Annotated in this window: 22 protein-coding genes; 16 read left to right on the forward strand and 6 right to left on the reverse strand. The window is 66.9% G+C overall.

What is annotated here, in order from left to right:
- The first annotated feature begins 94 nt into the window (after nucleotides 1-94).
- The 6 genes from IB230_RS06310 (at nucleotide 95) to IB230_RS06335 (ending at nucleotide 7,322) form a co-directional block, all read left to right on the forward strand.
- Nucleotides 95-2,494, forward strand: a complete 2,400-nt coding sequence (locus IB230_RS06310) for a TonB-dependent receptor (RefSeq protein ID WP_192270112.1) — start codon at nucleotides 95-97, stop codon at nucleotides 2,492-2,494.
- Nucleotides 2,495-2,603: 109 nt separating this feature from the next.
- Nucleotides 2,604-3,239, forward strand: coding sequence for a PepSY-associated TM helix domain-containing protein (locus IB230_RS06315; RefSeq protein WP_192270113.1), 636 nt, complete (start codon nucleotides 2,604-2,606; stop codon nucleotides 3,237-3,239).
- A gap of 27 nt (nucleotides 3,240-3,266) precedes the next feature.
- Nucleotides 3,267-3,797, forward strand: coding sequence for a DUF2271 domain-containing protein (locus tag IB230_RS06320; RefSeq protein ID WP_192270114.1), 531 nt, complete (start codon nucleotides 3,267-3,269; stop codon nucleotides 3,795-3,797).
- Nucleotides 3,798-3,828: 31 nt separating this feature from the next.
- Nucleotides 3,829-4,641 (forward strand): DUF4198 domain-containing protein, encoded by an 813-nt coding sequence (locus IB230_RS06325; protein WP_192270115.1) that lies wholly within the window; start codon nucleotides 3,829-3,831, stop codon nucleotides 4,639-4,641.
- Between the two features lie 45 nt (nucleotides 4,642-4,686).
- Nucleotides 4,687-5,679, forward strand: a complete 993-nt coding sequence (locus IB230_RS06330) for an FAD:protein FMN transferase (protein WP_192270116.1) — start codon at nucleotides 4,687-4,689, stop codon at nucleotides 5,677-5,679.
- Nucleotides 5,680-5,681: 2 nt separating this feature from the next.
- Nucleotides 5,682-7,322, forward strand: coding sequence for a flavodoxin domain-containing protein (locus IB230_RS06335; RefSeq protein ID WP_192271319.1), 1,641 nt, complete (start codon nucleotides 5,682-5,684; stop codon nucleotides 7,320-7,322).
- Nucleotides 7,323-7,335: 13 nt separating this feature from the next.
- On the opposite strand, the gene IB230_RS06340 is transcribed toward IB230_RS06335, so the two are convergent.
- Together IB230_RS06340 and IB230_RS06345 are read right to left on the reverse strand one after the other, a co-directional pair.
- Nucleotides 7,336-7,926, reverse strand: coding sequence for a HutD family protein (locus IB230_RS06340; RefSeq protein ID WP_192270117.1), 591 nt, complete (start codon nucleotides 7,924-7,926; stop codon nucleotides 7,336-7,338).
- Between the two features lie 287 nt (nucleotides 7,927-8,213).
- Nucleotides 8,214-8,555 (reverse strand): ComEA family DNA-binding protein, encoded by a 342-nt coding sequence (locus IB230_RS06345; RefSeq protein ID WP_192270118.1) that lies wholly within the window; start codon nucleotides 8,553-8,555, stop codon nucleotides 8,214-8,216.
- A 241-nt stretch (nucleotides 8,556-8,796) separates the two neighbouring features.
- On the opposite strand from IB230_RS06345, the gene IB230_RS06350 reads away from it, so the two are divergent.
- The 3 genes from IB230_RS06350 (at nucleotide 8,797) to IB230_RS06360 (ending at nucleotide 11,185) form a co-directional block, all read left to right on the forward strand.
- Nucleotides 8,797-10,287: a M20 family metallopeptidase gene (locus tag IB230_RS06350; RefSeq protein WP_192270120.1), complete on the forward strand. Its 1,491-nt coding sequence runs from the start codon at nucleotides 8,797-8,799 to the stop codon at nucleotides 10,285-10,287.
- 130 nt (nucleotides 10,288-10,417) lie between these two features.
- Nucleotides 10,418-10,684 carry a GlsB/YeaQ/YmgE family stress response membrane protein gene (locus IB230_RS06355; protein WP_192270122.1) on the forward strand — a complete coding sequence of 89 codons (267 nt, stop codon included), beginning with the start codon at nucleotides 10,418-10,420 and terminating at the stop codon, nucleotides 10,682-10,684.
- A 72-nt stretch (nucleotides 10,685-10,756) separates the two neighbouring features.
- Nucleotides 10,757-11,185: a hypothetical protein gene (locus tag IB230_RS06360; RefSeq protein ID WP_192270124.1), complete on the forward strand. Its 429-nt coding sequence runs from the start codon at nucleotides 10,757-10,759 to the stop codon at nucleotides 11,183-11,185.
- 11 nt (nucleotides 11,186-11,196) lie between these two features.
- Here IB230_RS06360 and IB230_RS06365 read toward each other — a convergent pair whose 3' ends face one another.
- Nucleotides 11,197-12,603 carry a mannose-1-phosphate guanylyltransferase/mannose-6-phosphate isomerase gene (locus IB230_RS06365; RefSeq protein ID WP_192270126.1) on the reverse strand — a complete coding sequence of 469 codons (1,407 nt, stop codon included), beginning with the start codon at nucleotides 12,601-12,603 and terminating at the stop codon, nucleotides 11,197-11,199.
- A 71-nt stretch (nucleotides 12,604-12,674) separates the two neighbouring features.
- Between IB230_RS06365 and IB230_RS06370 the strand changes: the two genes are divergently transcribed.
- Nucleotides 12,675-13,691, forward strand: a complete 1,017-nt coding sequence (locus tag IB230_RS06370) for a phosphotransferase (RefSeq protein WP_192270128.1) — start codon at nucleotides 12,675-12,677, stop codon at nucleotides 13,689-13,691.
- Complete coding sequence (gene murU / locus IB230_RS06375) at nucleotides 13,688-14,395, forward strand: N-acetylmuramate alpha-1-phosphate uridylyltransferase MurU (RefSeq protein WP_192270130.1); 708 nt, start codon at nucleotides 13,688-13,690, stop codon at nucleotides 14,393-14,395. Before IB230_RS06370 ends, murU begins: the two co-directional genes overlap by 4 nt.
- Nucleotides 14,396-14,399: 4 nt before the next feature.
- Here the strand turns inward: murU and hda are convergent, their stop codons facing one another.
- From hda to IB230_RS06390, 3 genes are read right to left on the reverse strand one after another with little or no spacing between them, the layout of a single operon-like run.
- Entirely contained in the window at nucleotides 14,400-15,110 is a 711-nt protein-coding gene (gene hda, locus IB230_RS06380) for a DnaA regulatory inactivator Hda (protein ID WP_343227259.1), read from the reverse strand.
- Nucleotides 15,107-16,273, reverse strand: a complete 1,167-nt coding sequence (locus tag IB230_RS06385; RefSeq protein WP_192270132.1) for an AI-2E family transporter — start codon at nucleotides 16,271-16,273, stop codon at nucleotides 15,107-15,109. The genes hda and IB230_RS06385 overlap by 4 nt, the downstream gene beginning before the upstream one ends.
- 14 nt (nucleotides 16,274-16,287) lie before the next feature.
- Nucleotides 16,288-17,373 carry a DUF2066 domain-containing protein gene (locus tag IB230_RS06390; protein ID WP_192270134.1) on the reverse strand — a complete coding sequence of 362 codons (1,086 nt, stop codon included), beginning with the start codon at nucleotides 17,371-17,373 and terminating at the stop codon, nucleotides 16,288-16,290.
- A gap of 170 nt (nucleotides 17,374-17,543) precedes the next feature.
- Between IB230_RS06390 and purM the strand changes: the two genes are divergently transcribed.
- Genes purM through IB230_RS06415 form a run of 5 tightly spaced genes read left to right on the forward strand, consistent with a single transcriptional unit; the run spans nucleotide 17,544 to nucleotide 21,263 of the window.
- Entirely contained in the window at nucleotides 17,544-18,560 is a 1,017-nt protein-coding gene (gene purM / locus IB230_RS06395) for a phosphoribosylformylglycinamidine cyclo-ligase (protein WP_192271323.1), read from the forward strand.
- Nucleotides 18,561-18,567: 7 nt separating this feature from the next.
- Complete coding sequence (locus tag IB230_RS06400; protein WP_225589224.1) at nucleotides 18,568-19,188, forward strand: DUF2238 domain-containing protein; 621 nt, start codon at nucleotides 18,568-18,570, stop codon at nucleotides 19,186-19,188.
- On the forward strand, nucleotides 19,185-19,838 hold the full coding sequence (gene purN / locus IB230_RS06405) for a phosphoribosylglycinamide formyltransferase (RefSeq protein ID WP_343227260.1): 654 nt from the start codon (nucleotides 19,185-19,187) through the stop codon (nucleotides 19,836-19,838). The genes IB230_RS06400 and purN overlap by 4 nt, the downstream gene beginning before the upstream one ends.
- Before the next feature lie 16 nt (nucleotides 19,839-19,854).
- Nucleotides 19,855-20,571 (forward strand): DUF3108 domain-containing protein, encoded by a 717-nt coding sequence (locus tag IB230_RS06410; RefSeq protein WP_192270138.1) that lies wholly within the window; start codon nucleotides 19,855-19,857, stop codon nucleotides 20,569-20,571.
- A gap of 5 nt (nucleotides 20,572-20,576) precedes the next feature.
- Nucleotides 20,577-21,263: a DUF3108 domain-containing protein gene (locus tag IB230_RS06415; RefSeq protein WP_192271326.1), complete on the forward strand. Its 687-nt coding sequence runs from the start codon at nucleotides 20,577-20,579 to the stop codon at nucleotides 21,261-21,263.
- Nucleotides 21,264-21,283 lie beyond the last annotated feature (20 nt).

Raw genomic sequence — 21,283 nt, forward strand, 5'->3', positions numbered from 1 at the left:
GTGCCGGCGCCATGCCGGCCACCCTCCTTCAGAACCTCCTCGCAAGCGCTGACACCAGCGCCCTGCCTTTCGTTTCCCTACCTCTGTGAATGCCATGAACCACACCCGTCTCACCGGGCGCGCCCGCTTGCGCCGCCATCGCCTCGCCGTTGCCCTGCTCGCCGTCACCTCGGCACCCGTCCTCGCACAAGTCGCCCCCAACGGCGCCGCCGACGCCACCGATTTCGACACCGTCGTCGTCACGGCGGCCGGCTTCGAACAGAAGATCACCGACGCTCCCGCCAGCATCAGCGTGATCACCCGCGAGGACCTGGCCCAGCGGCCCTATATGACGCTGCTGGACGCCGTGCGCGACATCGAGGGCGTCGACGTGGGCGAAACCCGCGACAAGACGGGCCAGGGCACGATCTCCATGCGCGGCATGGGCTCCGATTACACGCTGATCCTGGTCAACGGCAAGCGCCAGAACAACCACGGCGACATCTATCCGAACAACTTCGGTGGCAACCAGTTCAACCACATCCCGCCGCTGGACGCGATCGAGCGTATCGAGGTCATCCGCGGCCCCGCATCCACGCTCTACGGCGCCGACGCCATGGGCGGCGTGATCAACATCATCACCAAGCGTTCGCTGGACAGCTGGCATGGTTCGGCCAGCGTGGCGCGCACGTTCGAAGCCAGCGAGTTCGGCGACGACACCACGTTCGACTTCTTCGTCACCGGCCCGCTGGTCGCCGGCAAGCTCGACCTCAGCGCGCGCGGCAGCTGGTATGACCGCAAGGCGTCCAACCCGACCTACGAAACACTGACGGATCCGAGCGGCCGGGAGCATCCGCGCCCGCTGGGCTTCGGTGGCGGCGGCAAGACCGTCGACAACACCAACAAGGCCGGCGGCATCAGCCTGACGTGGACGCCGACCGACGCGCAGACGGTGACCCTAGATTACGACACGTCCCGTCAGGAGTACGACAACGCGATCAAGACCAACGATTCCGGCGGTCAGGAGTATCCGGTCGGCACGGTCGACAACATCAATTCGATCTGGCGTACCGCCAACGTCAATGGCGTCACGCGCGTGGCGCCGCAGGTCGGCTACAACCCCACCCAGGAGTTCACCCGCGACGCCTGGTCGCTGACGCATGAAGGCAAGTGGGGGTTCGGCAACAGTTTCGTCTCGCTGTCGCACGTGGCCACCAACAACGACGGCCGCACCCTCCCCTTCACCGTCGCCGAGCGCAACCACCTGCAGCAGATGTGGGATGGCACCGGTCCCTATGCAGGCCTGACCACCGCCCAGCGCCGCGATATCGCTGCGCAGACCTTCCTGCCGCGCCCGAAGCGCACGCTGGAGAGCGCGCAGTACACGCTGGATGCGAAGCTGGACATTCCGTACGAACTGGCCGGAGACCACACCGCCGTGATCGGCGCACAGGTCATCCGGGGTGAACTGACCGATGGCGTGTTCGGCATGGAAAGCGGTACCCCCAGCGCCGTGCAGAAGCACGACATGTACTCGCTGTTCGCCGAGGACACCTGGTATGTCATCAAGCCCCTGGCCATCACGGCCGGCCTGCGCTACGACGACCACAAGGTGTTCGGCAACGAAGTCAGCCCGCGCCTCTACGGCGTGTACACCATCAACGAGCAGTGGACGGTCAAGGGCGGCGTGAGCACGGGCTTCAAAACCCCGAAGACCACCCAGCTGTACGACGGTGTCACCGGCTTCGGCGGCCAAGGCGTGTCGCCGATGTTCGGCAACCCCGACCTGCAGCCGGAAACCAGCACCAGCAACGAGCTGGCGGTGTACTGGCAGCATCCGGCGGGGCATGGCTTCAACGCCACCCTGTTCCACAACACGTTCGACGACAAGATCGCCAGTCAGCCTTGCGGTCCGGGCACGACACTCGAGTGCTCGAGCACCGGTGATTATGCTGACCTCGGCTACGCGACCAGCAGCAAGACGGTCAACATCGATGAGGTGGTGATCAAGGGTGCCGAACTGGCCGGGCGCTGGAAGATCTCATCAGCCTTCGGTTTCCGCGCCAACTACACGTTTACCGACAGCGAGCAGAAGAGCGGCTCCGAGGCAGGGTTGCCGCTGGGCAACAGCGCACGCCACATGGCCAACGCCACGCTGGACTGGCAGGCGGCAGAACGGTTCAACGTGTTCCTGTCGGTCGAAGCACGCTCCAAGCGCTACCGCGGCCTGCATGCCATCACCCGCGAACAGCTCTACTACAAGGACTACGAGGTCCTGCACCTCGGCGCCTCGTTCAAGGCAACCGACTGGCTGACCATCAACGCACGCATCAACAACCTGCTCGATCGCGACTTCACCACCTACGACGCCGAGTTCCGTGATCTCAACGGAGACGGCGACTACATCGATACCAACATCGGGGGCAGTGGTCGCAACGAGGCGTTGTTCTTCGATCACTACAACAACAAGGACAAGGCGCGCAGCCTCTGGGTGAGCTTCAACGTCAACTTCTGAGCCTCACAGGCGTTCCCACCCCGCACTGGGGTGGGAACGCCCCTTAATTGAGAGCCATTCTCATCTGTGATGTAATGGCGAACCGCTCCGAGCCGCGTCGAGACCGCCGTTGTCCCCTTCTGCCTCCCCTGCCCTCCAGCAACAGCGCCGCGGCTTCTGGCTGCGCACGCTGCATCAGTGGCACTGGATCAGTTCGGCCGTCTGCCTGATCGGAATGTTGCTGTTCGCCGTCACGGGAATCACGCTGAACCACGCCTCGAAGATCGAGGCCACACCCGACGTCACCAACCTCACCGCAACGGTCCCGGCCCCCGTACTCGCAGCGTTAGGCGACAGGCAAGAAGGTAACGCCCCGCTGCCCGCCACCGTTGTCGACTGGCTGGAACAGGAGTTGTCGGTGTCGATCGGCACGCGGCAGGCGGAATGGTCTGACGTGGAGCTCTACCTTTCGATGCCAAGCCCGGGCGCGGATGCCTGGTTGAGCATCGACCGGGAAACCGGTGCCGTGGAGTACGAACGGACCAACCGCGGCTGGGTCTCCTACTTCAACGATCTGCACAAGGGCCGCAACGCCGGCCCGGCGTGGGGATGGTTCCTCGACATCTTCGCCGTGGCCTGCCTGGTGTTCTGCATCACCGGTCTGTTCCTGCTCTATCTGCATGGGCGTCAGCGCCGCATGACCTGGCCGATGGTCGGCCTGGGCCTGCTGGTACCGCTGTTGATCGCCCTGCTCTTCATCCACTGATTCCCCCCACGAACCGCGAGTGACCGCATGTCGAAGATCGCCGTCCACACCACGCTGACCATTGCGCTCAGCGGCCTGCTGGCCACCCCGGCCTACGCCGCCACGCTGGACGTCAACGTCGAGATCCCCAAGCTCAACGTCGCCGAGTACCACCGTCCCTACGTTGCGGTCTGGATCGAGGGTGCCGACCAGAAGGTCGCCGCCAACCTCTCCGTCTGGTACCAGCAGACCAGCAACTCGGAAGGCCACGGCACCAAGTGGCTGCCCGACATGCGCCAGTGGTGGCGCAAGTCCGGACGCTCGCTGCAGGTGCCGGTGGATGGCGTGACCGGTCCCACCAAGCCGGTCGGCAAGCACGCGCTGAGCTTCAGCGACAAGCAGCATCTGGCGAAGCTGGCTCCTGGCCAGTACACGCTGGTCGTCGAAGCCGCACGCGAAGTCGGTGGCCGCGAACTGCTGAAGATCCCCTTCACCTGGCCCGCCAAGGGCGCGTCGCAATCGGGGAAGGCGCAAGGCACCTCCGAACTCGGCGCCGTCACGCTGACCCTCAAGCCCTGATCCCTTTCCACGCATCCCGATGGAGATTCCGATGAAGCGTTCCCTTGCCGTGGCCATCGCCCTGGCGTCCGTCATTCCGGCCACCGCCCTCGCACACAAGGCCTGGCTGCAGCCGTCGCAGACCGTCATCGCCGGCACCAATCCGTGGATCACGGTGGATGCTGCGGTATCCAACGACCTGTTCTACTTCAACCACGTGCCGCTGCGCACCGAAGGCCTGGTCATCACCGCGCCGGATGGCAGCACCGCGGAAGCGCAGAACCTGGCAACGGGCAAGTACCGCACGGTGTTCGACGTCGAACTGAAGCAGCAGGGCACGTACCGCATCGCCACGGTCAACAAGAACCTGATGGTTCGCTGGGAAGGTGCCGACGGCAAGCCGGGCGGCCTGCGCGGCGCCAAGCCGGAAGACCTGGCGACCAAGGTGCCGAAGGATGCGAAGAACCTGCAGGTGTCGCAGTCGATCGGCCGTATCGAAACCTTCGTGACCAACGGTTCGCCGAACGACACCGCCCTGAAGGCGACGGGCGAAGGCATCGAACTGCTGCCGGTCACGCACCCGAACGATCTGTTCGCAGGCGAAGCCGCCACGTTCAAGCTGCTGGTCGACGGCAAGCCGGCCGCCGGTCTCGAGTTCGAGATCACTCGCGGCGGCACGCGCTATCGCAACGCGCAGGAAGAGATCAAGGTCACCACCGATGCCAACGGCCAGTTCAGCGTGACGTGGCCGGAAGCCGGCATGTACTGGCTGGAAACCGGTACGCAGGACGACAAGACCACGATTCCGCAGGCCAAGCAGCGTCGCCTGAGCTACGTCGCCACGCTGGAAGTGCTGCCGCAGTAAGGCCACACCGCGCCGCCGGACGCACTTCCGGCGGCGCACGCAGGAATGAACATCTCCCTCCCCCCCGCCTCCGCGCCTGCGGCGCCCGTGCATGCCCTGCGTGGGCAGACCATGGGCACCACCTGGTCCGTGCACTGCGTCAGCGCATCGCGCGTCGACCTGCATGCCCTGCATGACGCCATCCAGGCACGCCTCGACCGGGTGGTCGCACAGATGAGCACATGGGAAGCGGACGCGGACATCATGCGTTTCAACCGCATGTCCGGAGGGGAATGGTTCGCCCTGCAGGATGATTTCCTGCGGGTGCTGGGAACCGCCCTCGACATCGCGGCTACCAGCGACGGTGCCTTCGATCCCACCATCTCCCCGCTGGTCGGCGCCTGGGGTTTCGGCGCCCATGCCGGTGCACTGGGCAGGCCCGCCGAAGCGGATCTTGTGATCGCGCGCGCGCGCGTTGGCTGGCAGCAACTGCGGTTCGATCCCGACCAGCGCCGCGTCAGCCAGCCGGGCGGCGTGATGCTCGATCTGTCGGCCATTGCCAAGGGCTACGGTGTGGATGTCGTCGCCAGCCTGCTGCGCGGACGAGGCTTCGATGCAGCACTGATCGAGGTCGGCGGCGAGCTGTACGGCTACGGCCGCAAAGCGGACGGCACGCCCTGGCGGGTGCTGGTGGAATCCTCGCCCGACGAGGAAGCCGACGCGGAGGGACTTGCGCCGCGCGTGCTGGCACTCGACGGCCTGGCCGTCGCCACCTCCGGTGACCGCTGGCACGCCTATTCGCAGGACGGCAGGTGCTACTCGCATACGATCGATCCCCGTAGCGGTGAACCGGTGACCGATGCCGCGGCGGCCGTCACCGTGGTCGCGACGGATGCGATGCATGCCGATGCCTGGGCCACCGCCCTGACCGTGATGGGTGCCACCGAGGGATACGCGTTCGCCCGTGGCCACGGCCTGGCCGCACGCTTCCTGCAACGCACCGCCGATGGGCTGCGGGAAACGATGACACCCGACTTCGAGCGCCATCTCGCTGCATGAGCATGCCCACCGCCACCGCATCACGTGGATTCGCCGCAATCGTCGGCAACACACTGGTCATGCTGTTGCTGGCCGCGTGCGCCTGGCTGCTCGCAAGCCTGCATGAGGGCGACTGGTGGCAAGCGGTGCCTTCGGCGACACGCAGCTATGCTGCGGCGGGTTCCGTACTGGCTTACGCCGGCCTGGTCGCGTGGTTCCTGTATCGCGCGCATGCACGTGATCGGGCCACCCAGCCAACGGCCGTCGCCACGCAGGACGCCGTATGGGTGGTGCATGCCAGCCAGACCGGCTTTGCCATGGAACTGGCCGACATGACGGCCGCTTCGCTGCGCCACGGAGGCGTGACAGTGCAGCGCGCGGGACTCGAGCATCTGGACGCGGTGCGTCTGCAAGGCATCACGAAGGCTATCTTCGTGGTCAGCACTACCGGCGAAGGCGATCCGCCGGATCCTGCACTGGGCTTCGTTCGCGGGATCATGTCGCAATCGCTCGGGCTGCATGGACTGCAGTACGCCGTACTCGCCTTGGGCGACCGCGAGTACGAGCAGTTCTGCGCCTTCGGCCATCAGCTGGACGACTGGCTGCGGCGCCAGCACGCGCAGCCGCTGTTCGACCTGGTCGAGGTCGACAACGCCGACGACAGCGCGCTGCGTCACTGGCAGCACCACATCGGCCAGCTCGGCAATGGCGACGAGGCGCCGGACTGGGCATCACCCCGTTACGAGTCGTGGCGACTGCGCGAACGCATCGAACTCAATCCCGGCAGCCTGGGTGGGCCCGCCTTCCATCTCGCACTTGCACCGGACGCCGGTGCGCTGCCGGACTGGACGGCCGGCGATATCGCCGAGATCGGACCCCGGCACGCCGCCGAGGAAGTCGAGGCCTTCCTGCAGCGCCTCGACATGGCCGGCGACATCCAGGTGCGCTGGCAGGATGAACCGCAACCGCTTGCGGCCGTGTTGGCACGCAGCCATTGGCCCGACCGGGCGTCGACCCTGGCATCCCGGGATGCGCAAACATTGGCGGATGGCTGCACGCCCCTCCCCCACCGCGAGTACTCGATCGCATCGGTACCCGCCGACGGCGCCATGCACCTGCTCGTACGCCTGATGCAGCGCGCGGATGGAACGCCGGGTTTGGGCAGTGGCTGGCTATGCCGGCACGCGCGTGCCGGCGACGTCATCGCACTGCGGGTCCGGCGCAATCCGAACTTCCACCCTCCCGCGACCCAGGTACCGATGATCCTGATCGGGAACGGCACGGGTCTTGCGGGACTGCGCGCCCATCTGAAAGCGCGCATCCAGTCGGGCGCGACACGCAACTGGCTGCTGTTCGGTGAGCGCCAGCGTACGCATGACTTCTTCCATGCCGATGAACTGCTTGCATGGCAGTCGCAGGGACAGCTCGAACACCTCGATCTGGCGTTCTCCCGCGACGGTGGCGAACACCGCTATGTCCAGCACGCGTTGCGCGCGCATGGCGACCGTTTGCGGCAGTGGATCGACGAGGGCGCCACGGTGTACGTCTGCGGCAGTCTGGCCGGCATGGCCCCCGAAGTGGATGCGGCGCTGCGCAGCATGCTCGGTGACGAGCGGATCGAAGAGCTTCGCGGCGCCGGCCGCTATCGCCGGGACGTCTACTGAGCGGCCTGCTTCGTCAGCCGTCGATGTCTTCGATACGGATGGCCAGAAGCTCGCCTCCTCCCTGTAACGCATGGCGCGTCCGCTCCTTGCCTGGCATCAGGATCGCGGTATCACCACTCCAGAGATGATCGAGGCCGCTATCGGCGTCGAACATCGCCTGTCCCGCGATCAGATGGATGATCCAGTGCACGCCCGGCTCGGTGAAGAACAGCATCGGCCCCACCAGTGGGCGATGCAGCAGCTCGGTGCGCACACGGCCACGGCGCCACATCAGGTTGAAGTCGTGCGTCGTGCCGTCTATCAGCTCGCCCACGACCACGTCTTCGCCAGCGAAGCGCAGGCGCTCATGCGGCGGCATTAGATCGACTGCGCGCCCATCATCGAACCTCAGGCGAAGCCCGTTGCCGCGAAGCAGCACCAGTTCGCGGTCAACGCCCGGAAACGAGGAGAACGCCGCGTCGCGCTCGATCTCGGCAATCGATAGTCGCCAGTCCCACGCATCGCTGTCCGGCATCCGCACGATCTCGCGCGTCCAGCCCAGGCCGTTCTTCCAGCGCTCCCGCCGGTATTCGTTTGCAGGGATGAGGCGTGGCGATGTCGGCATGGTGTCTCCGCGTCGGGGCGCGGCGCGATTCTAGCCCGTCCATTCGTCGGTGATGCGAAGCGCCTGAGACGGAAACGACATCGCCCGGACGCGCATCCTGCGCGCCCGGGCGATGTCCACCTCCGTGTCGGCATCCTGCCAGTATCAGGCTCCTGCCTGCTCCTGACCCTTGCGCGTCCAGCGCGGTATGGATACGTCCTTGTCGGCGTCCTGCCTGTCTCCCCCTGGCATCCTGCCCCTGCGCCCGGCGTTCCACCTCCTGTGGAGACGCCCGGCGCGGGATTCGATCAGCGGCGCGCCACCGGTTTGTTGGTGGGCTTCGCCGCGGCAGCGGCCGGCTTGCTTGCCGGCGCCGTGCCGGTGCGCAGTTCGATGCGGTCGCGGTTCTGTTCGATGGTGCTCAGGCCGATGCCCTTCACCATCGCCAGTTCCTCGGCGCTCTTGAACGGTCCATTGGCCTTCCGGTACTCGATGATGGCGGCGGCCTTGGCCGGCCCCACGCCGATCAGCACGCGATCCAGTGCGGCCGCATCGGCGGTATTGATGTTGACCTTCTCCGCAGCAAACGCCTGCACGGCGAACAGCAACGACAGGGCAGCGGCAAAGACGATGTGGATGAACGACTTCATGACGACTCTCCTTGTGGCGTTGGACTCTCCTTGCATGACGGATGCGTCGCGGCATCCGCCATGTTTCCGCCTATGGGCCATTGGCCTTGGCGGTAGGGAAAGTGTCCAACTCCGACGGGAGCCAAGGTATCGCCCTTGCGCGGTGGAATCTGCCCGTAAACGCCGCGGCCCGATGTAGGAAAAGTCCTACCCCTGGCCAGGGCGTAGAATGGCACCCAGCCTTTCAGTGCCCGGAGTAGCCATGGATACCGCCAAAGTCGACCGTTACGTTGCCGAGAAATGGGATGACGACATCGTCCCGCAGCTGGTCGAGTACATCCGCATCCCCAACAAGTCGCCGATGTTCGACAAGGACTGGGTGGCCAACGGCTACATGGAGCAAGCCGTACAGCTGATGGAACGCTGGGCGAAGGCGCAGTCGGTGCCCGGCATGCAGGTGGAGGTGGTGCGCCTTGAGGGCCGCACCCCGCTGATCCTCATCGAGATTCCCGCCAGCGGTCCGGAAACCGGGGCCGATACCGTGCTGCTGTATGGCCATCTGGACAAACAGCCGGAAATGACCGGCTGGGACGACGATCTCGGCCCCTGGGTTCCGGTCATCAAGGGCGACAAGCTGTATGGTCGCGGCGGCGCTGACGACGGCTATGCGATCTTCGGGTCGCTGGCCGCGATCCAGGCGTTGCAGCAGCAGGGCGTGCCGCATGCGCGCTGCGTGGTGCTGATCGAAGCCTGCGAGGAATCCGGCAGCTACGACCTGCCCGCCTACGTGGACCACCTGGCCGACCGCATCGGCAAGCCGTCGCTGGTCGTCTGCCTGGATTCGGGCTGCGGCAACTACGAGCAACTGTGGTGCACCACCTCGCTGCGTGGCCTGGCCGGCGGCAACTTCACCGTCAAGGTGCTGGAGGAAGGCGTGCACTCCGGTGATGCGTCGGGTGTCGTGCCTTCCAGCTTCCGCCTGCTGCGTCAGTTGCTGTCGCGGCTGGAGGACGAACAGACTGGCCGCATCCTGCCGGAGGGCCTGCAGGTCGAGATTCCGGACGCCCGCCTGGCCCAGGCGCAGGAAGCGGCGCGCGTGCTGGATACGGCGGTGTTCGACAAGTTTCCGTTCCTGCCCGGCATGACGCCGATGGCGGAAGACCTGGCGGAGTTGGTCCTCAACCGCACCTGGCGCCCCGCGCTGTCGGTTACCGGTGTGGACGGCATGCCGCCGCTGTCGTCGGCGGGCAACGTGCTGCGTCCCCACACCTCGGTGAAGCTGTCGCTGCGCCTGCCGCCAACACTGGACGGCAAGCAGGCCGGCCAGTTGTTGAAGGACCTGCTGGAAAAGGATCCGCCGAACGGCGCGCAGGTCAGCCTGGAACTGGAAAAGGCCAGCACCGGCTGGAATGCCCCGGCAATGTCGCCGTGGCTGGAGAAGGCCATCGACGCGTCCAGCCGCGAGTTCTTCGGCAAGCCCGCGATGTACATGGGCGAAGGCGGCACCATTCCTTTCATGGGCATGCTGGGCGAGAAATTCCCCGGTGCGCAGTTCATGATCACCGGCGTGCTGGGGCCGCACTCCAACGCGCATGGCCCGAACGAGTTCCTGCACATCCCGATGGGCAAGAAGGTCACCGCCTGCGTGGCGCGGGTCATCGCCGAGCACCATGCCGCCAGCGTGCGTGGCGAGACCACGGGCGTCGCCGCGGTAGCGGGTGGCGAACAGCACGGCGACCACGGCTGCTGCTGATCCGCAGCCACGGGTCGAAGGGAACGCCGGGGAAACCCGGCGTTTTCTTCTCCGGTGCCGGGGATGGCTGTCCGGGCCTCTGCCCTGCTAGGCTCGCAACGCCCCACACCTTCCCAACCGGAGTGTTTCGATGGAACAGATCTTTGGTGGCGGTATTCTCTGGACCCTGCTGATCGGCTTTCTCGCCGGCCTGCTCGCACGGGCGCTCAAGCCCGGCAACGACAAGCTCGGCTTCTTCATGACCATCGTGCTGGGCATCCTCGGCGCGCTGCTCGCCCGCTTCATCGGGGGTGCGCTCGGCTGGTACGCGCCTGGCGAGCCGACCGGCTTCATCGCCTCCGTGATCGGCGCCATCGTGCTGCTGGTCATCTACGCGATGGTGAAGAAGAAGCGCTGACCATCGCGCGCGCTACGATCGAATGCTCCCGCCCGGGAGCATTCTTTTTTTCCCGGCTGCCCAGGAGCTCCGATGCGCAAGATCCTGCCGATCCTGTTCCACCTGATCGCGGCGACAGCCTGCCTGTCCTCCGGCACCGCGCTCGCCGCCTCACCCCTCGACGGCGCGTGGCAATTGGAGTCCGGCAGCTACCTCGACAACGAAGGCCGGGAGCAGGACTACGGCAGCCTGAAGCTGCGCGGCACCAAGCTGCTGGCCGATGGCCATTTTTCTTTCACCACCGCGCAGGACGGTCGCTTCTGGGCGGGCGGCTCCGGCTCATTCACCGCCGATGCCGAAACCTATGTGGAGACGCCACGCATGGCGTCCTACCCGGTGGTAGACGGCGGCAGCTACCGTTTCAGCTACACGCTTGAAGGCGACACCTGGACACTGGAGCGCTTCGAGGATGGCAAGCGCGTCGAACGCGAGGTCTGGCGACGCGCAACCTCAAGGCCCTGACCGCAACCGGCTTACTGGCTGCGACCGTAAACGTCCTCGAAACGGACAATGTCGTCTTCGCCCAGGTAGCTGCCGGACTGCACTTCGATCAGTTCCAGCGGCACCTTGCCGGGATTCTCCAGGCGATGCTTCACGCCCAGCGGGATGTAGGTGCTCTCGTTCTCCGACAGCAGCAGTGTCTCCTCGCCACGCGTCACCTTCGCGGTGCCGCTGACCACGATCCAGTGCTCGGCGCGGTGATGGTGCATCTGCAGGCTGAGTGAAGCGCCGGGTTTGACCTTGATCCGCTTCACCTGGTGGCGTCCGCCGTTGTCGACGGAGTCGTAGCTGCCCCACGGACGGTGCACTTCGCGATGCAGCACGGCCTGGCTGCGCTGCTCCTTCTTCAGCTGCGCAACGACCTGTTTGACCTCCTGCACGCGGTCCTTGCGGGCGACCAGCACGGCGTCGTCGGTTTCGACCACCACGATGTCGTCGACACCCACCAACGCGACCAGCCGTTGCGCGTAGGCATAGCTGTTACGGCTGTCCACGGCGATCACGTCGCCGTGGTGCGCATTGCCGTCGGCATCACGCTCGGCGACGTCCCACAGCGCCGACCAGCTGCCGACATCGTTCCAGCCGATGTCGACCGGCAGCACCATCGCATGGTCCGTCTTCTCGAACACCGCGTAGTCGATGGAATCGGACGGGCAGGCCGCAAAGGCGTCCTTGTCCAGGCGGACGAAGTCGCCGTCGTGCCGCGCGGCCGCATGCGCCGCGCGCGTAGCCTCGACGATGTCCGCACGGAAGCGCGCAAGTTCTTCCAGGTAGCGGCTGGCGCGAAACAGGAACATGCCGCTGTTCCAGTAGTAACCACCGGCATCGAGATACGACTGGGCGGTGGCGGCATCCGGCTTCTCGACGAAACGCGACACATTGCGTAGTCCGTCGCCAGCTTCTGCGTGGATATAGCCGAATCCGGTTTCCGGCGCGTCGGGCACGATGCCGAACGTCACCAGTGCACCGGCGTCCGCCGCGGCGGACGCGTCGCGCACGGCGCGCTGGAAACCGGGCACGTCGCGGACCACGTGATCCGACGGCAGCACCAGCAGCAGCGGGTCCGCGCCACCTGCCATCGCCTGCAGTGCCGCTGCGGCGATCGCGGGCGCGGTGTTGCGGCCGACGGGCTCCAGCAGGATCGCCGGCACCGGCGCGCCGATCTGGCGCAACTGCTCGGCGACCAGGAACCGGTGCTCCTCATTCGCCACCACGATGGGCGCGAGTTCGGCGATGGCTTCCACGCGCCGCCACGTCGCCTGCACCATGGTGTCATCGCCGGCCAGCGGCAGGAACTGCTTGGGGTAAGTCTCTCGCGAGAGCGGCCACAGACGCGTCCCGGAGCCGCCGGACAGCAGCACAGGTTGGATTTTGGCCATGCAAGCCTCGCAAGTCGGTAGGGCGCCAGTTTACCCTGTGGCCCTGACTGTCTTTGCTCGGCCGCGACCGCATGAACCCAACGATTCAGGACCCTTCCGGGCGGGGAGCCCAACGTCTGGAATGGGCGCGCGGCGCGCTCGGCGACCCGTATGCGCAGCTTGAACGCGCCTCGATGGATGCCGGGTTCCGCAGTTACTGGCGCTCCCTGGGCGATGGTCCGGGACGCATCGTGATGGATTCCCCGCCCGGCCTGGAAGACGTACGTCCGTGGCTGGCGATGCGCGAACTGCTGGCGGGCGGTGACGTGCGCGTTCCGGACGTGCTGGCCATCGATACCGACCTCGGCTTCCTGCTGCTCGAAGACCTCGGCGGCCCCACGCTGGCGCACGTGATCAGCGACGACAACGCCGACACTTGGTTCGATGCCGCCATCGAACAGCTGCTGCGCCTGCAGGCCATCGCGCCACCGGACGGCATGGGCGAGTTCGGCGAAGCGCTGCTGCAGCGCGATGCCGGGCTGTTCGACGAATGGTTCCTGCGCCGCCACCTGGGCCTGACGCTGGACTGCGGCGAATCCGAAGGATTGGAGCTGGCGCAGCGCCGCCTGATGGACAACGCGCTGAACCAGGCGCGCGTACTGACCCACCGCGATTTCATGCCGCGCAACCTGATGCCGATCACGCCCGGTCCCGCGGTGCTGGACTTCCAGGATTGCGTGCGCGGACCGGTGGCCTACGACGCAATGAGCCTGTTCAAGGATGCGTTCCTGAGCTGGCCGATCGAACGCGTCGATGGCTGGCTCGCGCGCTACCACGCCCGTGCGAGCCGTGCCGGCGTGCCGGTGCCCGAACTCAAGGTCTTCCTGCGCGACGCGGACTGGATGGGCATCCAACGGCACCTGAAGATCCTGGGCATCTTCTCGCGCCTGCATTACCGTGATGGAAAGACCCGCTACCTGCCCGACGTGCCGCGCTTCATCCGCTATCTGGACGACGTGCTGCCGCGCTATCCCGAACTGGCCGGACTGCGAACCCTGGTCGATGGACGTATCAAGCCCGTGCTGATCGCCCGCGGGGAAATCGCATGAAGGCGCTGGTTTTCGCGGCAGGCCTCGGCGAGCGCATGCGCCCGCTGACCGACCATACGCCCAAGCCGCTGATCGAAGCCGGTGGCAAGCCGCTGATCGTCTGGCACCTGGAAAAACTCGCGGCGATGGGCGTGGAGGACGTGGTGGTCAACACCAGTTGGCTGGCCGACCGCTTCCCGTCCGTGCTGGGCGACGGTGCGCGCTGGGGCCTGCGGCTGCATTACCTGCACGAAGGCGACACGCCGCTGGAGACCGGCGGCGGCATGCTCAATGCGCGTCCCCTGCTGGGTGAAGCACCGTTCCTGCTGGTGAATGGCGACATCTGGACCGACTTCGACTTCGCCCGCCTCCCACGCGAGCCGGACGGGTTGGCGCATCTCGTGATGATAGATCCGCCCGGTTACGCCACACACGGCGACTTCGCGCTGGATGAAGCAGGTTACGTCCGTGAAGACGGAGAAAGCCGCCTTACCTACGCTGGCATCGGCATCTATCGGGCGGCTTTGCTCGACGATTGGCAACGCCATGTCGACGAGCACGCCAGCACTGCCGCCAACGGCAAGCCGCGGTTCCGCTTGGCTCCGATCCTGCGCGCCCACATGGACAAGGACAACATCTGTGGCGAACGTCACGCGGGCCGATGGACCGATGTAGGCACTCCCGACCGCCTTGCGGAACTGGAACGGGCGCTCGCTGAGCGCTGATCCCTCAGAGCACCTGCCGCAGGAACGGCACGGTGATCCGGCGCTGCGCGGCGAGCGAAGCGCGATCCAGCTTGTCCAGCAAGGCGACCAGCGCGCCAAGATCGCGGTCCGTGCGCGTGAGCAGCCAGTCGAGCGCGGCATCTTCGAGCACCAGTCCGCGTCGCTGCGCACGATCACGCAGCACTTCGCGACGATCTTCATCACTGAGCGGATCCAGCATCACGCGCAGGCATTGCTGCAGGCGTGAGCGCAGGTCCGGCAACACCAGTCCGATGTCACCCGGGATACCGCGCGCGGTGTACAGCACGTTCACGCCTGAGGCGCGCGCGCGATTATGGAAATCGAACAGCGCGACTTCGTCTTCGCGCGTACCCGCAATGGCGTCCAGCCCGTCCAGCGCCATGACGTCGTTGCCCTCGAGCGCATCAAGCGCATCGCGCAGGCGTCCCGCAGCGGCGGCCAGCGGGAGATACACCGCCCGCCGTCCCGATTGTTCGGCCGCCGCACAGACCGCCAACGCCAGATGGGTCTTGCCGGTCCTCGACGCGCCGGCCAGGTACACCCAGTCTGCATCGGCTGCCGTTGCCAGCGCAGCAAGCGCGGGGATGACGCCCTCTGGGGGGGCGATGAAACTATCGAAACGCTGGTCCGGGGGATAACGCAGCGCCAGCGGGAGCTGCGGCCCGAGGTTTTCGCCCTGCACGTCCCGGCTCACGGCTTGTCGGCGTCGCCGCGGCCTGCCGCCTGTTCCACGCTGCCGGTGTCGATATAGGAATCCAGCAGGATGGACGGCCGGTCGCCGGCATACAGGCGGCTCTGCGTGTAGCGCTCGTGCGCAAAGCGCAGCAGCACGTTGGCGATCGCGGCGATCGGCAACGCCAGCAGCATGCCGAGGAAACCGAACAGCTGGCCGCCGGCCATGATCGCGAAGATCACCGCCACCGGATGCAGGCCGATCCGATCGCCGACGATGCGCGGCGTCAGCACGTAGCCTTCCAGCATCTGGCCGGCCACGAACACGCCCATCACCATCGCCACCAGCGACCAGTCGCCACCCGACTGCACGAGTGCCGCGATCACGCCGAGCACGATGCCCGTCGCCGTACCCAAGTACGGCACGAAGCTGATCAGGCCCGCGATGATGCCGACCAGCAGGCCGACCTTCAGCCCGACGACCGACAGGCCGATCGCGTAGATCGCGCCCAGCGCCAGCATCACCAGGAACTGCCCACGCAGGAACGCGCCCAGCACCTCGTTCGACTCCAGCGCCAGTCGCGTCACAGTCGCGATGTGATCACGCGGCACCAGTGCCGCGATGCGTTCGACCAGCGTGTCCCAGTCGCGCAGGAAGTAGAACGTCAGGATCGGCAGCAGCACCAGGTTGGCGACCCACGCCATCACCGCGAAACCGGAACGGGAGAAATAGCCGAACAGCGTGGCCGCGACGCCACCCGCCTGCTGCCAGTGGCCACGGATCCATTCGGTCACGCGATCCGGATCGAGCCAGGCCACCAGTTCCAGCCCGGTGCGGCGTTCGACCCACGGCAACGCCGTCTGCACGAACCAGTCGCGATACGCCGGCAGCGACTCGATCACCGTCACCACCTGGCGCTCGATCATCGGCACGAGCAGCACCAGCGCGAGCGTCAGCAACAGCAGCATCAGCGTGAACACCAGCACCACCGCCGTGGTGCGTGAGCGACCGCTGCGTTCCAGCCGGTCCACCCACGGATCGCCCAGCCAGCCGAGCAACGCGGCGCACACGAACGGCGTGAGCACCGGCGCCAGCAGCCAGATCAGCCAGCCGACGATCAGGGCGATCAGCAGCCATTGCCAGCGACGGGCCAGCGTACCGGCCGGCGTGGTGGAAAGATCCATGCAGCGTCCTTGTGTCAGCGCATCTGGTAGGCGGGCGGTTCACCTTCGCCGCCGGTGAAGGGAGCCTCGTCGCCCATGGTGCGGCGGAAGCCGGCCAGGCCCGAGACCAGTTCCAGGTCGAGCTCCAGCACGTCGCCGCTGGCACGCACCGGGGTGATGCGGCGGACCACGGCCATCTTCTGCAGGTGACCGGTCAGGCGCAGGTAGTCGTCGGTGGTGCGGATGCCGGTGAAGATCACCCGGTAGGTACCGGCGGGTCCCGCACTGCCACGCTTGCCGTAGCGCTTCACCAGCGCATCGGCGGTACCGTCGGCACCGGAGGCCATCGCGCGGCGCGCATCGGCGTCGGTTACCGACCAGTTCGCCAGCACCTTGCCCGCGTCGACGAACACCCAGTCGGCCGTCCAGCCGCCCTTGGCGTTGCGGTAGAGCTTGCCGATCAGCTGCATCGGCGGGCTGTAGCGTGCCGATGCACGGGCGACAGCGGCCGTGTCCTGACGCCAGATCGCGCCGACCAGTGCCTGCTCCGCCGCACCACCGGCCGGCAGGCCGAGGCCGTAACCGCGCTCGATCGCCCGGTTGAGCAGCGGTCGTGCGGCATTGGATTGCGGCAGGCCGACCAGCCGCGGACCGCTGCCGTCGTTGATCGCCAGCCAGACCACCGGCTTCGGCCGCGGCTGCGGCCATACCGGCAGGCCGAGCGCGCCGGCGAGGCCGTTCACCTTGTCTTCGTCGAAACGCACCACCAGCGTAGTGCGGAAGGTCGGCGCACCGGTCGCCGAGGTGCCCTGGTCCTGACGATAGTCGTAGCCGTCCACATAGTCCTTGGCGTTGCGCAGTTCCGCACCGACGCCTGGGCGCGACATCGCCCCGCGGTCACCCGACAGCTTGGACAGCACGCTGCCGAGCGCGCGCGCGAAGCCGCCCTGGCGCTCCGCCTCGCCCTGCCCGCTGACCGGTACTTCCGCCTGGTAGAGCCCGCGCGCGGAGACCGCATCGCCTTCCGTGCGCAGGCCGGACTGGGCCTGCACGGCGGGCGTCGTGGTCAGTGCCGCCACCAGCAATGCCGTGGCGAGTGCGATACCTGGGATCCGGCGCATCGAGCGTCCTTGAGCTCTACAGACCCGGCGAATTGTTGCCCGAATGACCCGATACCGCCAACGGCACCCGTTCAGGACGGCCGCTTGGACCACCGATTCCTTTAAAATCGCGCTTCTTGCCCCACCGACGACCGCCCGTGACCCAGCCGACGCCTTCCGCCCCCACCCCGATGACCTATCGCGACGCGGGTGTCGACATCGACGCCGGCAACGAGCTGGTCGAACGCATCAAACCGCTGGTCAAGCGCAGCTTCCGGCCGGAAGTGATGGGCGGACTGGGCGGCTTCGGCGCGCTGTTCGACCTGTCCGGCAAGTACCGCGAGCCTGTGCTCGTCTCCGGCACCGATGGCGTGGGCACCAAGCTGAAACTGGCCCAGCAGCTGGGCCGCCACGACACCATCGGCATCGACCTGGTCGCCATGTGCGTCAACGACGTGCTGGTACAGGGGGCCGAACCGCTGTTCTTCCTCGACTACTTCGCCACCGGCAAGCTCGACGTCGACACCACCGTCGCCGTGGTCGGCGGCATCGCCAAGGGTTGCGAGCTGTCCGGCTGCGCGCTGATCGGTGGCGAGACCGCCGAGATGCCCGACATGTACGGCCCGGGCGAGTACGACCTGGCCGGCTTCTGCGTGGCGGCGGTCGAGAAGTCGCGCCTGTTGGACGGCAATAAGGTCCGCGCCGGCGACGTGCTGGTCGGTATCGCGTCCAGCGGGCCGCACTCCAACGGCTACTCGCTGGTCCGTCGCATCTATGACCGTGCCGGCCGTCCGGCCGACCTCGACGTGGGGGGCGTGCCGCTGGCCGACGCGCTGATGGCGCCGACCACGCTGTACGTGAAGCCGATCCTGGAACTGCTGCAGGCGCACGACCTGCATGGCATGGCGCATATCACCGGCGGCGGCCTGACCGAGAACATCATCCGCGTGATCCCCGACGGCCTGGGCCTGCAGATCGACGCCAGCGCCTGGGCGCTGCCGCCGGTGTTCGACTGGCTGCAGCGCGAAGGCGCGGTCGAGAACAGCGAGATGTGGCGCACCTTCAACTGCGGCATCGGCTTCGTGCTGGTGGTGGCGCCGGACCAGCTCGCCGCCGTGCAGGCCGACCTCGCCCGCCTGCGCCTGACCCACTGGCAGATCGGTGAAGTCGTCACCGCCAGCGGCGGCGAACGCGTCCGCATCGGCTGAGCGCGGCATGCCGCGCAGCAAGGCGACCGCTCTCGGGCTGACGCTGGCGGTGTTCGCCGCCAGCTGGATCGCGCCGCGCTGGCCGGTCGAACAGGCCATGCACAGCAGCCTGACCGTGCTCGGGCTGGCTTGGCTGTGGCGGCATGACCGCCGCTGGCCGCTGCGGCCGGCGCACTTCGCACTGATCTGCGCCTTCATCGTGGCGCACTGCGTTGGTGCGCGCTGGCTGTATTCCTACGTGCCCTACGACGCCTGGCTGCAGGCCGCGACGGGCTGGTCGCCGGCGGAGGCCTTCGGCTGGCAGCGCAACCACTTCGACCGCTTCATCCACCTGATGTACGGGGTGTGCTTCACGCCCGCCGTCTGGCATTGGCTGCGCCAGCGCTGGCCGGCGCTGTCCATCGTGCAAGCCTTCACGCTGGCGGTGATGCTGATCATGTGCACCAGCCTGGTCTATGAGTGGCTGGAATGGGGCATCGCGCTGACGATGTCGCCCGAAGCCGCCGAGTCCTACAACGGCCAGCAGGGCGACATGTGGGACGCCCATGCCGACATGCTGCTGGCCACCCTCGGCGCCTTGCTTGTCTGGCCGCTGGCGCGCGCCGAACGCACGGGAGCCGCGGCGTGACGACCCGCATCGCCGTGCTCGCCTCCGGTCGTGGCAGCAACCTGCAGGCCATCCTGCAGGCCATTGCCGACGGCTCGCTGGATGCCGAGGTCGTCGGGGTCTTTTCCGACAAGCCCAACGCACCTGCGCTTCAGCAGGTCGCGCCCGAGCGTCGCTGGAGCGCACGTCCCTCCGCATTTCCGGATCGCGCGGCCTACGAAACCGTCCTGTCGGACGCGATCGCCGCCGCCAGTCCGGACTGGATCGTCTGCGCCGGCTACATGCGCATCCTGGGCGACGCCTTCATCGCCCGCTTCCGCGGGCGGCTGCTGAACATCCACCCCTCGCTGCTGCCGAAGTACCGCGGCCTGCATACCCATGCCCGCGCCCTCGAGGCCGGCGACCCCGAACATGGCGCCAGCGTCCACTTCGTCATTCCTGAACTGGATGCCGGCAGCGTGATCGCCCAGGTCCGGGTACCGACCCTTCCCGGCGACACTCCGGAGACGCTGGCCGCGCGGCTGCTGCCGCGGGAGCACGCCCTGCTGCTGGCGGTATTGCGGCTGGCGACAGCGGGCCAGTTAGCTGAACAGGGAGACGTCACGCGCTGTCACGGTCAGCCGTTATTAAATCCCCTCTCCCTAGATTCAGCCGACCGTTTGGTTTCCTGACGCCGCTCTCCGCCCGATGACCCTCCTGTTCCGCTCCCTGCTGCTGGGCCTGATATTGGCCGGATCGGCGGCGCCCGCCCTGGCGCTGGAGCCGTTCGTGGCCAGCTATCAGGCGTACAACGAGGGCAAGCTGGCCGGCAGCGCGAGCATGAAAGTGGCGCCCAAGGCCGGCAGCCAATGGCAGATCGACCTCAACGTGAAGGGAACGCGGGGTTTCGCGCGCCTGGCGGGCTTGAACATCGAACAGAGCACCGTCTTCGACGTCGCCGGCGACCAGTTCCGCCCGCTGAGTCAGGCCACCGTGCGCCACGCCCTGTTCATGGGCAAGAAGATGGTCGGCACCTATGACTGGGAGGCCCGCACTGCCCAGTGGCAAGGCGACATCAAGAAGAACCGGCGTGCACCGCTGCCCCTGCACCCCGGCGACATGAGTGCCCTGCTGATGAACCTGGCGGTGATCCGCGATGCCGCGCCGGGCAAACAGCTCGACTACCGTGTGGTGGACAACGGACGTATCCGCGAGTACCAGTACGTGGTATCGCCCGAGCCGGAAACCGTGACCGTCGAAGACCTGAGCTACAGCGCCCTGCGCGTGAGCCGGGCCAACGGCGGCAACGACGAAACCATCTTCTGGGTCGCCGATGGCGTGCCCACACCCGTGCGCATCCTGCAGCGGGAGAACGGTCAGGACGGCGTGGACCTCCGCCTGGTCGAATACCAAGGAGCCCCTTGAACATGATGAAGACCCCTCTCGCTCCCTCGCGCATCCTGCTCGCCGCTTCGCTGCTGGTCGGCGCCATCGCACCTGCGCTGGCGGTCGAGGCCTTCACGGCGCAGTACAACGCCAGCGCGCTGGGCATGGTCGGCGAAGGCCAGATGTCGGTGGCGCCGCAGGCGGGCAACCGCTGGCAGTATTCGCTGAGCGTGCGCAACCAGGCCGTGGACCTGAGCCAGAAGACCGTCTTCGATGTGCAGGACGGTCGCATGCGCCCGCTCAGCAGCAGCGACAGCTCGCGCCTGCTGATCAAGCGGAAGAACGTCGACACCGTCTACGACTGGTCGAAGGCACAGGCCACGTGGAGCGGCGACGTGAAGCCCGACCGCGCCGGCCCGGTGAAGCTGGTGGCGGGCGACATGGATGCGCTGCTGGTCAACCTGGCCATCGTGCGCGACGTCGCCGCCGGCAAACCGTTGACCTACCGCATGGTGGAGAACGGTCGCGCCAAGGCGATGACCTACCAGGTCGCTGGCAAGGAGCGCATCACCATCGGCGGCAAGCCGCAGGAGGCCACCAAGGTCGTGCGCACCGATGGCGACAAGCAGACCATCGTCTGGATCGTCGCCGACGCGCCGGTGCCGGCGCGCATCCTGCAGCGCGAGAAGGGCCAGGACACCATTGACCTGATCCTCAAGTCGTGGCGCTGACGGCCCCCTTGGAGAAACTG

This window comes from Pseudoxanthomonas sp. PXM01 (genome assembly GCF_014851815.1).
GTDB lineage: Bacteria > Pseudomonadota > Gammaproteobacteria > Xanthomonadales > Xanthomonadaceae > Pseudoxanthomonas_A.

What these genes read in the sequence shown, in the direction of transcription:
- IB230_RS06335 (WP_192271319.1), top strand. Translation starts at nt 5,682, where the DNA reads ATGCCCACCGCCACCGCATCACGTGGATTCGCCGCAATCGTCGGCAAC.
- IB230_RS06360 (WP_192270124.1), top strand. Translation starts at nt 10,757, where the DNA reads ATGCGCAAGATCCTGCCGATCCTGTTCCACCTGATCGCGGCGACAGCC.
- IB230_RS06355 (WP_192270122.1), top strand. Translation starts at nt 10,418, where the DNA reads ATGGAACAGATCTTTGGTGGCGGTATTCTCTGGACCCTGCTGATCGGC.
- IB230_RS06310 (WP_192270112.1), top strand. Translation starts at nt 95, where the DNA reads ATGAACCACACCCGTCTCACCGGGCGCGCCCGCTTGCGCCGCCATCGC.
- murU (WP_192270130.1), top strand. Translation starts at nt 13,688, where the DNA reads ATGAAGGCGCTGGTTTTCGCGGCAGGCCTCGGCGAGCGCATGCGCCCG.
- IB230_RS06345 (WP_192270118.1), bottom strand. Translation starts at nt 8,555, where the DNA reads ATGAAGTCGTTCATCCACATCGTCTTTGCCGCTGCCCTGTCGTTGCTG.
- IB230_RS06350 (WP_192270120.1), top strand. Translation starts at nt 8,797, where the DNA reads ATGGATACCGCCAAAGTCGACCGTTACGTTGCCGAGAAATGGGATGAC.
- IB230_RS06400 (WP_225589224.1), top strand. Translation starts at nt 18,568, where the DNA reads ATGCCGCGCAGCAAGGCGACCGCTCTCGGGCTGACGCTGGCGGTGTTC.
- IB230_RS06415 (WP_192271326.1), top strand. Translation starts at nt 20,577, where the DNA reads ATGAAGACCCCTCTCGCTCCCTCGCGCATCCTGCTCGCCGCTTCGCTG.
- IB230_RS06410 (WP_192270138.1), top strand. Translation starts at nt 19,855, where the DNA reads ATGACCCTCCTGTTCCGCTCCCTGCTGCTGGGCCTGATATTGGCCGGA.
- IB230_RS06390 (WP_192270134.1), bottom strand. Translation starts at nt 17,373, where the DNA reads ATGCGCCGGATCCCAGGTATCGCACTCGCCACGGCATTGCTGGTGGCG.
- IB230_RS06325 (WP_192270115.1), top strand. Translation starts at nt 3,829, where the DNA reads ATGAAGCGTTCCCTTGCCGTGGCCATCGCCCTGGCGTCCGTCATTCCG.
- IB230_RS06320 (WP_192270114.1), top strand. Translation starts at nt 3,267, where the DNA reads ATGTCGAAGATCGCCGTCCACACCACGCTGACCATTGCGCTCAGCGGC.
- purM (WP_192271323.1), top strand. Translation starts at nt 17,544, where the DNA reads ATGACCTATCGCGACGCGGGTGTCGACATCGACGCCGGCAACGAGCTG.
- IB230_RS06330 (WP_192270116.1), top strand. Translation starts at nt 4,687, where the DNA reads ATGAACATCTCCCTCCCCCCCGCCTCCGCGCCTGCGGCGCCCGTGCAT.
- IB230_RS06340 (WP_192270117.1), bottom strand. Translation starts at nt 7,926, where the DNA reads ATGCCGACATCGCCACGCCTCATCCCTGCAAACGAATACCGGCGGGAG.
- IB230_RS06385 (WP_192270132.1), bottom strand. Translation starts at nt 16,273, where the DNA reads ATGGATCTTTCCACCACGCCGGCCGGTACGCTGGCCCGTCGCTGGCAA.
- IB230_RS06365 (WP_192270126.1), bottom strand. Translation starts at nt 12,603, where the DNA reads ATGGCCAAAATCCAACCTGTGCTGCTGTCCGGCGGCTCCGGGACGCGT.
- IB230_RS06370 (WP_192270128.1), top strand. Translation starts at nt 12,675, where the DNA reads ATGAACCCAACGATTCAGGACCCTTCCGGGCGGGGAGCCCAACGTCTG.